Genomic DNA, 8743 nt, shown 5'->3' with positions numbered 1-8743 from the left:
GGCCCACCCCAACCTGGGGGGGGGCCCCGGTGGCGGGGGGGGGGCCCCCCACCCGCTTTCGTGCGCCGTTCTTCGTGTGCTGTCCGCCGCCTACCGCGCGTGCTGGTCGCCGTGCCGCTCCGGGGCGTCCTCGACGACCCGGACCAGCGTCCCCGGCTCCTGAGGCGGCGGCGCGGGAGGCGCCGGGGGCGGCCCGGGCGGCGGACCGGTCTCCGCGGACGGCCACGGGGGCGGCGGTGGGGGAGGAGGAGGCAGGGGACTTCCAGTCGGATCCGACGGCGATTCCGACGGCGACTGCGGCTTCGGCTGCGGTTGCGGCTCTGCGGGGGTGCTCACCAGTCGCCTCCATGCGCTTCGAACATCCGGCAGTGCAGCGACCCGCCCCCGGAGGCGACCCGCCCTTCGATCACGAGGTTCATGGCCTGCATCGCGCCGCCCGGCACCGCGACGTCCCAGATCGCCCACTTCGTCGAAGCGTTGTCCGCGGGAAGCACGGCGCCGACCGGTGTGCCGTCCATGGTCAGCCGGACCTGCCCGGTGGCGCCCGCAGTGTTGTTCCAGACCACCGCTGCGACCCGGATCTTGGGCTGTTGCCGGGCCACCTCGCCGCTCCACAGCGCCTCGAACGAGCCCGACGCGGTCGACGGCCACTGCGCCAACGGCACCGGGTACATCGGCAGCGGCAGGAACGGGCGGGCGAGGCCCTGGTCCACGGTCCGGAACACCTGGTTGCCGCTGCCGTCGATCACCGTCAGGCTCTGCTTGCCGTTGGTGCCCGCGTGCAGCGCGAACGCCAGTTCGCCGGTGTCCCGCCACATCAGCGTGCCGCGCTGCGTGGTCCCGTCGGGCCGGTCCGGGACGATGCCCCCGGTGTACAGCAGCGGCGACTGGTCGTCGTCCTCGACGATCAGCCTGCCGCCCTCGCCGATCCTGACGTTGCCCTTCAGTACCTTGTTCATCGCCGGGCGGATGTTCACCCGGCCCTGCAACTGGCGTACTTCCCGCTCCAGATCGCGGATCCGGTCGAGCAGGTCCTGCGGGATCGCGGCCATCAGTCCTCCTCCGGCGATACCAGCGATTCCAGATACAGCTGCGCGGTCTCGGCCTGGCCGCGGGCCGGCGCGGTGACCGACAGCCCGACGATCCGGAACCTCTGGTCGAACCCGTCGGGATGCCACACGTCCCGGATCCGCAGCCGGATCCGCGCACCGAGCAGTGCCGGGGTCACCCGGCCGTCCACGGCCACGGTGATCTCCGGGATGGTGTGCTGCCGCCACGCCCGGTCCAGGTCGGCCGCGGCATTCGCGTCCACCGTCTCGGAGTTCGCGATGGTGGAGTGGTCGCTGCTGCCGTCGAGCCGCGCCCAGCCCGCGCCGATCGCGCCCGGGACCGCACGTACCGCGGACATCGTCGGCGTGGTCTCGGCGGACTGGTCCTCGTTGGCCGTCGCACCGCGCGCCTGCCAGTGCGTGGCGCGGCCGGTGGCGTCCTCGGAGAACGCGTAGCCGAGCACCGGCCCCGGGAAGTCCAGCACGATGTCGGTGGTCCCGGTCACGATCCTCGGATGGCCGAGCTGCAGGCGCTTGACGCGGCGGTTCGTGCCCGGATCGCGGTAGCTCGCGATCCGCCACTCGAACCCGTTCTCCATGTCGGCGAGTTCGCGGATGACGGCGCCGACCACCGGCAGGTCGAACCGGCTGAACGTGCGGGTCCGGGCGACGCCGGAGACCTGCCCGTAGTCGGCGGTGATCTCGATGTCGCCGCCCGTCTCCTGCTGCACCTCGTCGATCAGGCCGCGGACCAGGTCGAACTGGTCCATGTTGTCGGCGACGTAGGTGTCGAACAGGATCCGGTGGTCCAGGTAGCTGTCCCAGGTCGCGGCCTGGATCTCCAGCGCCGCGGGGGCACCGCGCTGCGGGCTGCGGCGTACCGCGGTCCACACGATGCCGCCCCACCAGATGTCCCGGTCGCGCTCGATCCACACCGCGGTGCGGCCCGGCACGATGCGCCGGACCCGCTCCGCGAGCGCGGCGTCCGGCAGCGGGATGCTGCCCGACAGCGAGCCGGGTTTGCCGATGTAGTCGTCGAATTGGATGCCGGTCAGCGGAAGCGCGTCCAGGACCTCGTCGGTGCGCAGGTCGCAGAACAGCGCGCGGTAGACGGCGGTCATGCGATCTCGTAAGTGCCGGAGAACGCCAGGGTGTCGCCGGCGGCCCAGGGGATCGGCTGGCCCGGCTTCCAGTAGTCCACGTTGTCGGTGAACATCACGTTGACGCGGTCGGAACCGGGCTCCAGGACGCCGCGCCCGGAGCGCATCACGCCGTCGCTGACGTCGTTGGCGGTGCACGCGATGTGCGCGGGCAGGCCGTTCGGGGCCGACGGGATGGGCACGGTGACCCGGTAGAAGCCGCTGCCGCCGTAGGTGGTGGTCGATCCCATGGCGATGCGGACCGCGAAGACGACCGTCTTGCCGATCAGTTGGTAGCGGCCCTTGATCGTGCCGTTGCCCAGGACGGGGTTCGTCATACCGCTGATGTCCCACGACGGGGTGTAGGCGGTCCACGCACCCGGGGTCGGGAAGTAGCTCTGCCAACTGCTGCCGGTCCAGCGCTGCAGGCCGCCGCTGTCGCGGTACTGCCCGACGTACACGCCGTTCCAGCCGCTGCTGATCGGCACGATGCCGCCAAGGGACACCGTGTAGCGGCGCTGGTCCGAGACGGCCGTCGCCCAGGTGATGCCCCCGCCGCCGGCCGACGCGCCGGCCGGGACCGCCACGTTGAACAGCCGCTCCGCGGAGACCGGCAGCAGCGGCGCGGCCGGGGCGGCCGCTGGGGTGCCCTTGACGATCTCGACCGCGCCCAGCGTCTGGCCGGACGCGTCGTACGCCGTGTCGTACACCCGCACCACGACGGAGTCGATCCGCGGATTGGCGGCGTCGCCGTTGCCGAACGTCAGGTCCGTGTCGGCGTCCACGGCCACCGCGTAACCGCCCTGGGCGGCGGTACTGCCGCCGGGTATCCACGCCCGGCCCGGCGAGATCCTCGCGGTCATGGCGGACACGCCGGTGAAGGCGAGGCCGCCCGGCATGCAGCCGCCCCGCGTCGCGAGCCCCGTCTCCGGGGTCATCGTCAGTGCGGCCGCGAGGCGGTGGTCCTCGGCCGTCATGCCGCTGGCAAGCCGTCCAACGCGTACTGCCATGGGATTTCCCTCCAATGAGGAGAACAGGGACTACAGGAAGGCCGAACGCCAGCGCAGCGACGCCCGCGCCCCGGCGCCGCCCTCCGGGGCCCGGAAGACGACCGGATTGCGGCCCGGGACGAGCGTCCAGGCCTGCTCGGGAGCGCTGGCCACGGTGGCCGTGTGCAGGCGGGACGCACCCGCGCCGAGCTGCACGGTGCCCTCGGCGGTGTCGACGGTCAGGCGCTCGCCCGCGCCGAGTTCGATGTCGTACTCGAGGACGAGGCCGGTGGCCTGGTTGACGATGCGCGGCATGCGCACCGGGCCGGTGACCGTGATCACCGGATAGGTACCGGCGTTGCCGGTGTTCTCGGCGTCGACCGAGCCGCTCGCCCCCGGATCGCCGTAGCCGACGGGGTAGACCAGCGGGTACGGCATGCCCAGGCCGCGCTGCGGCAGCGGGGTCTCGGCGGTCGCCTCGTCCGGCGTGTAGCGGCGCGGGTCGGTGCACACCCACTGGACGGCCGCCTTCGCGACGCCGTTCCGGGCGTACTGCCGGTCCAGCGGCACCACCCGCTGCGCCACGCGGCCGCGCACCGCGTGGGTGCGGCCGTGCGTGCGGACGGCCAGCCAGTCCTCGCTCCGGCCGAGTGCCGTCGCGCGGCAGAACGCGTCGAGCAGGTCGGCGGCTTCGCCGGGGGAGTCCGCGAGGATCCACACGGTGGCACCGACGGTACGCGGCTGCGCGAGCGCCTCCCCGGCCCAAGCACCGTGCTGGGCGGGTCGGTTGGCATCGCCGAAGTCGATACCGGGGAGATCGGCCCACCCGGTGAGGCCCTCGGCGGCGAGTTGGAACGGTGTGCCGGGGCCGACGACGAGGCCGTTCCATTCGAGCTGCCCGTCTTCGGTGAGGAGGCTGCCGGGGGCCGAGGCGAGAACTGCGGGTGCAGCGGTCATGAGGCCGACTCGTAGGTGAGCGTGAAATTCAAGTGGTCGCCGGCCGCCCACGGCTGCGGACGGCTCACGGACCAGGGAAATGCCGAGCCGCTGGTGAACGCCACGATCTCGGTGCGGTTGTCCTCGATGAAGACCGCGCCGGTGTTGATCGCGATGCCCACGTCGAACGCCCAGATGATGCCCGCGATGGCGCCGACCGCGGCCGGCACCGGCAGCCCGAAGAACCAAGCGCCGCTGCCGAGTACCGTCGTCGACCCGATCTGCAGCCGGCCGCGCACGTGCACGGTCCTGCCGATCTTCGTGTACGCGCCGCTCAGGGATCCGTTGCCGACGGCCGGCGCCGCGCCGTCGGACCGCCAGGTCGGCGTGTAGGGCTGCCACACTCCCACCGGGGCCGCCGGAGCCGGGTAGGCCGTCCAGGCCGAACCGTTCCAGCGCTCCAACGCGCTTCCGGTGTCCCGGTATTGGCCGACGTAGGCACCCGGCGCGGTGTCGCCGGCCGCGGGCAGGATCGCGCCCGCACCCACGGTGTAGACCCGCAGGTCGGTCAGGGCGCTCGCCCAGGTGATGCCGCCGGTACCCGCCGAGGCCTTGGACGGGACCGCGATACTCCACAGGGCCAGCGCGGCGGCCGGGGTGGCCGGCACCTGCGGGCCTGCCGCGGCGACTCCCTTGATGAGGCGCAGCACGCCCGCGGTCTGCCCGGACGCGTCGTAGTCGTGGTCGTAGACCTGCAGGACGACCAGGTCGATCCGGGCGTACTGCGCGTCGCCGTCGGCGACGGTGAGCGTCTCGGCCTCGGAGAGCACCACCGGATACGCGCCCTGCAGCGCAGTGCCCTGGATCACCGCGCGGCCTGGGTCGATGCGTACCTGCATGGCCGCGACGCCGGTGGCGAGGAGAGGGGTTCCGCCGGGGAGTGCTCCGGGGCGGCTGGTGAGCGGACCGGTGGGGGACATCGTCCCGGTCGGGGCGAGCCGGGTGTCCGAACGGCTCTGCTGGTTCGCGGGCAGCCATGCGCTGCGTACGGTCATGGTTCTTCTCCTGTCGGTTCGGGGACTCGGTCTGCGCCGCGGTCACCAGTGCGCGGTGCGCCAACGCAGCGACGCCGAGGCGGCGGGACCGCCTTCCGCGGCCCGGAACGCCACCGCGGTGCTGCCGGCGGGGAGCGTGAAGGCCTGCTCGGGGTGGCTGCCGGGGAGTGCCGTGTAGTTGCGTTCGGCGCTGCCGTTGAGCAGCACCGTGCCTTCGGCGGTGTCGATGACCAGCCGGTCCCCGGCGGCCAGTTCGATGTCGTACGCGAGCGTCGCGCCGGTCTCCGCGACGGTCAGCCGCGGGCCGCTGCACGGGCCTGTCAGCGTGATGACCGGGTGCGCGGGGGCGCTGCCGGCGTTGTCCGCGACCAGGTCGCCGGAGGCGCCGGAGCCCCAGACCAGCGGCCACGCCAGCGGCCAGACCAGGCCGGATTCGCCCTGCGGCAGCCCGGTTTCGGCGGACTGCTCGGCGGCCTCGTAGCGGCGGGGGTCGACGGCGGTCCACTGGATGGTGGCCTTGGCGATGCCGTACCGGGCGAATTGCCGGTCGGCGGGCACCACGCGCTGCAGCACGCGGGCCCGGCAGGCCAGCGTCTCGCCGTACAGCCGCACCGCGAGCCACTGCTCGGTATCGGAGACCATCGTCGCGCGCCGCAACTGCTGGAGCACGGAACGGATTTCATGGTCCTCGGCGCCGGCTTGCGGGGCGAGCCAGACCTGCGCCGTGACAGTACGCGCCTGCGCGAGGAGGCCTCCGGCCCAGGAGCCGTGCGCGGTGGGGCGCGGCGCGTCGCCCGAGTCGAGGCCGGGAAGGTCCTCCCAGCCGGTGAGGCCTTCGGAGGCGATCTGGAAGGGCGTATCGGGCCCGAACAGCAATCCGGCCCACTGCATCTGCCCGTTGCGGGTGATGAGTGAGCCGGGTTCTTCCCGTACGGCTGCCAGTGCGGCAGATGCCACGGCGCTCACCCCCGGGCCTTCGCGAGGAACATGAGCTGCTCGGCGACCTGACGGGGACCTGCGCCACCGGCCTCGTAGTAGTTCTCGATGTGGAACCCGGACTGCGGACCGCCGTTGCGGCCGAGCGCGAGGTACTTCTCCAACTTCGAGAGCGGGATGACCGCTTCGGCCTCGCCGCCTTCCGCGATGCGTGCCAAGCGGCCACCGGGCGTGGCCCGCACGATGCCGCCCGCCGCGAGCGCCGGGATGACCTCGGGCACCCGGGCGATGTTGAACCCGAACTCCGCGCCGCCCAGCCACCCGGGCATCTTGAAGTGCAGCTTGTTGACCTGGTCGATGATGAAGTTGATGGCCTTGGTGGCCATGCGGGCGGGCAGCGTGAAGAAGTTGACGATGCCTTCGATGACGGGCTTGATGCCGTCCCGCATCCAGGTGACGCCCTTGACGAAGTTGTCGGAGACGACCTGGATGATCCGGTCGAGCCCGCCGAAGTGCTCGATGAGCGGCAGCACGAGCGCGATGACGGCACCGAGGAGGCTGCCCTTCATCGCGGTGTTGAGGGCTTTCTGGCCCTTCTCGGCGCCGAGCAGGCCTTCCCCGAGCCCGCTGAACGCCGCCTTGCCGGCGCCTCCGGCGGTCTTGCCCGCGAGTCCGACGGACTTCTCGACGTCGTCCGCCTGGGTCTTCACACTCCGCAGCGAGTCGCGCCCGCCGTCGGCGGAGGTCTTGAGCGTGTTGACCGCGCCGCTGAACCCCTCGGCGCCCTTCTTGCCGGTACCGAAGGCCTTGTCGGCCTGATCCGCATGGTTCTTGATCCCGGAAAGGCCGGTACCGGCCTGCCCCGCGGACTTCTGGATCTTGCCCATGGCTTGGTCGGCGGCCTGAGCTGACTTCTTGACCCCGTCGAGGCGCTTGTCGGCTTGGAGAGCGGGATTCCCGAGATTTTTGAACGAGGCGGTGGCGGCCTGCCCGCCGTTCTTGATCTTGCCGAGCCCGTTGTCAGCGAGGTCCGCGGTCTTCTTGATCCGACTGATTTGCCGTTCGGTGCGGTCGGCGGCATCGCCGACGTTTTTCAGCCGATTGGTTGCTGCGAGTGAACTCCTCTGTACACGGTCGAAAGCGGCGGGCAGGGCGTTCAAGGATCTGGTCAGAGACATGTGCGCCGCCTAAATCTGCTTGCTGAGCTTGGCGAGTCGACTCTCGAATTGGGCGAGCGAGAAATCGAGTGTCTTCTGCGCGTTTTCGACTTCCTTGGTGCGGCTTTTGAACCAGTTCACAAGTTTGTTGGTCTCGGCCCGCTGCTGCCTTACCTTGCGATCCAAAGCCGTGGTCTTTGTCGACACTTTCCTGACGTGCTCCGCGACCTTCTCGTGCTGCTTCCTGGCCTTCTCTGCCAGGCGGTCCGCTTCCTTGTTGAGCTTCCTCATGTCGGCCCGTGTCTTCGCCGCGTCGGCCCGAGAACGCGCCTTCGCTGCCTTCAGGCTGCTCTCTTCCGCCTTGGCGAGGTCGGGCAGCGCTTTGGCAGCCGCGTTGTCACGTTTGCGCTTGTCTCGATCCGACGGTTTGTCCAGCGACCATCCCCAGCGATGGAGTTCCCGGCCCTTGAAGGTGATCGCCTTCTCGTCGATCTTGACGAGGCTCATGTCGACCTTGAGGAGCTGGCCGGTGATGGCCGCGCCGGCTGCGACGAACTTGACGCCTTCGACTTCCTTCTTGAGCGCGGTGAACTTGAGGTCGAGGCCGGGCAGTGTGATCGGTTCGGTGCCGCCGGGTCCTATCGGTGTGCTCATTGGCCTGCCCTATCTGCTGAAGAATGCGGCGAGCTCGGAAGGCCGGCTCGTCGGAAAATCGGCTTCTGCGTAATCGGCGTCCTCGTCCCGGTCCTCGTCGATTCCGGGGCGGGGGATCGGCGTCGGGTACTCTGCTATCTCGCTGTCCTCATCGCGGTTCACCGCGGCGAACATCCAATTGGCGACAGCGAGATGGTCGACCGTTGCCGCCAGCAGGTGATCGGTCAGCGACCACTCCGCCGACTCGCCGTGTATGGCCCGCATGACGTGCGCGTCCTGCGGGAGGTGGGCGATCAACACCTGCAATCGGCGCGAACTCAGCGTCCCCCGGTGCCAATCCAGCAGGTCCACTCCGTAGAAACGAAGCAGGTCGGCCTCCAGGGCCTCGGCGTGTTCGCTTACGAACTCGCCGAGGCCGAGCCTTCCCCCAGGCCCATCCCCGTCTCGCTTCCGTACGCGGTGATGATCGCGGCGACGTCCTGCATGCTCATCTCGTGCGTCGTGAAGCGGGCGTACTGGTCCTCGCCCATCAGCAGCGTGAACAGGCCTTCGACATCGCTGTCGTCCAGCGCCTGCAGGGCCTTCGCCTTCTGGCGCGGCAGTTCCGTGGGCAGCGAGTACGTCTCGCCGTCGATCTCGAACTCCCAGTCACGGCCTAGGGCTTCAAGGCGCTGGGCGCGGGCGGCGTTCACGTCGAAACGGGGCATGGATGGTCCTCCTGAAGGTGGTGGGGCAAGGCAAAGGGGCGCGGGGGGGGGCGGGGCGGGGGGGGGGGGGGCGCGCGGGGGGCGGGGGGGGGGGGGCGGCGGGCGCCCCGGGGGGCGGGGC

At 70.9% G+C, this 8743-nt stretch carries 10 protein-coding genes; all 10 read right to left on the bottom strand.

The window, feature by feature from the left end:
- Positions 1-332: 332 nt before the first annotated feature.
- Genes LZ495_RS36735 through LZ495_RS36690 form a run of 10 tightly spaced genes read right to left on the bottom strand, consistent with a single transcriptional unit; the run spans position 333 to position 8622 of the window.
- Positions 333-1052 carry a hypothetical protein gene (locus tag LZ495_RS36735; RefSeq protein ID WP_235057502.1) on the bottom strand — a complete coding sequence of 240 codons (720 nt, stop codon included), beginning with the start codon at positions 1050-1052 and terminating at the stop codon, positions 333-335.
- A complete protein-coding gene (locus tag LZ495_RS36730) occupies positions 1052-2170 on the bottom strand; it encodes a hypothetical protein (protein WP_235057501.1) in 1119 nt (372 codons plus the stop codon). The genes LZ495_RS36735 and LZ495_RS36730 overlap by 1 nt, the downstream gene beginning before the upstream one ends.
- Positions 2167-3198 carry a hypothetical protein gene (locus tag LZ495_RS36725; protein WP_235057500.1) on the bottom strand — a complete coding sequence of 344 codons (1032 nt, stop codon included), beginning with the start codon at positions 3196-3198 and terminating at the stop codon, positions 2167-2169. The genes LZ495_RS36730 and LZ495_RS36725 overlap by 4 nt, the downstream gene beginning before the upstream one ends.
- A gap of 30 nt (positions 3199-3228) precedes the next feature.
- On the bottom strand, positions 3229-4134 hold the full coding sequence (locus LZ495_RS36720) for a phage distal tail protein (RefSeq protein WP_235057499.1): 906 nt from the start codon (positions 4132-4134) through the stop codon (positions 3229-3231).
- Complete coding sequence (locus LZ495_RS36715) at positions 4131-5168, bottom strand: hypothetical protein (protein WP_235057498.1); 1038 nt, start codon at positions 5166-5168, stop codon at positions 4131-4133. Before LZ495_RS36715 ends, LZ495_RS36720 begins: the two co-directional genes overlap by 4 nt.
- Before the next feature lie 42 nt (positions 5169-5210).
- Complete coding sequence (locus LZ495_RS36710; protein ID WP_235057497.1) at positions 5211-6125, bottom strand: phage distal tail protein; 915 nt, start codon at positions 6123-6125, stop codon at positions 5211-5213.
- Positions 6126-6130: 5 nt separating this feature from the next.
- Positions 6131-7282 carry a hypothetical protein gene (locus LZ495_RS36705; RefSeq protein WP_235057496.1) on the bottom strand — a complete coding sequence of 384 codons (1152 nt, stop codon included), beginning with the start codon at positions 7280-7282 and terminating at the stop codon, positions 6131-6133.
- Between the two features lie 9 nt (positions 7283-7291).
- Entirely contained in the window at positions 7292-7915 is a 624-nt protein-coding gene (locus LZ495_RS36700; RefSeq protein WP_235057495.1) for a hypothetical protein, read from the bottom strand.
- Between the two features lie 9 nt (positions 7916-7924).
- Entirely contained in the window at positions 7925-8266 is a 342-nt protein-coding gene (locus LZ495_RS36695) for a DUF5361 domain-containing protein (RefSeq protein ID WP_235057494.1), read from the bottom strand.
- 47 nt (positions 8267-8313) lie between these two features.
- Positions 8314-8622 (bottom strand): hypothetical protein, encoded by a 309-nt coding sequence (locus LZ495_RS36690; RefSeq protein ID WP_235057493.1) that lies wholly within the window; start codon positions 8620-8622, stop codon positions 8314-8316.
- Between the last annotated feature and the right edge of the window lie 121 nt (positions 8623-8743).

The sequence above is a fragment of the Yinghuangia soli genome, from assembly GCF_021502675.1.
Taxonomy (GTDB): domain Bacteria; phylum Actinomycetota; class Actinomycetes; order Streptomycetales; family Streptomycetaceae; genus Yinghuangia; species Yinghuangia soli.
The sequence above is the reverse complement of the archived record's forward strand: the minus strand, read 5'-3'. Positions and strand labels throughout refer to the sequence as shown.

Bases quoted from the DNA above. Each gene is read 5' to 3' on its own strand.
- LZ495_RS36705 (WP_235057496.1), bottom strand. From the start codon at position 7,282: ATGTCTCTGACCAGATCCTTGAACGCCCTGCCCGCCGCTTTCGACCGT.
- LZ495_RS36730 (WP_235057501.1), bottom strand. From the start codon at position 2,170: ATGACCGCCGTCTACCGCGCGCTGTTCTGCGACCTGCGCACCGACGAG.
- LZ495_RS36735 (WP_235057502.1), bottom strand. From the start codon at position 1,052: ATGGCCGCGATCCCGCAGGACCTGCTCGACCGGATCCGCGATCTGGAG.
- LZ495_RS36720 (WP_235057499.1), bottom strand. From the start codon at position 4,134: ATGACCGCTGCACCCGCAGTTCTCGCCTCGGCCCCCGGCAGCCTCCTC.
- LZ495_RS36690 (WP_235057493.1), bottom strand. From the start codon at position 8,622: ATGCCCCGTTTCGACGTGAACGCCGCCCGCGCCCAGCGCCTTGAAGCC.
- LZ495_RS36715 (WP_235057498.1), bottom strand. From the start codon at position 5,168: ATGACCGTACGCAGCGCATGGCTGCCCGCGAACCAGCAGAGCCGTTCG.
- LZ495_RS36700 (WP_235057495.1), bottom strand. From the start codon at position 7,915: ATGAGCACACCGATAGGACCCGGCGGCACCGAACCGATCACACTGCCC.
- LZ495_RS36725 (WP_235057500.1), bottom strand. From the start codon at position 3,198: ATGGCAGTACGCGTTGGACGGCTTGCCAGCGGCATGACGGCCGAGGAC.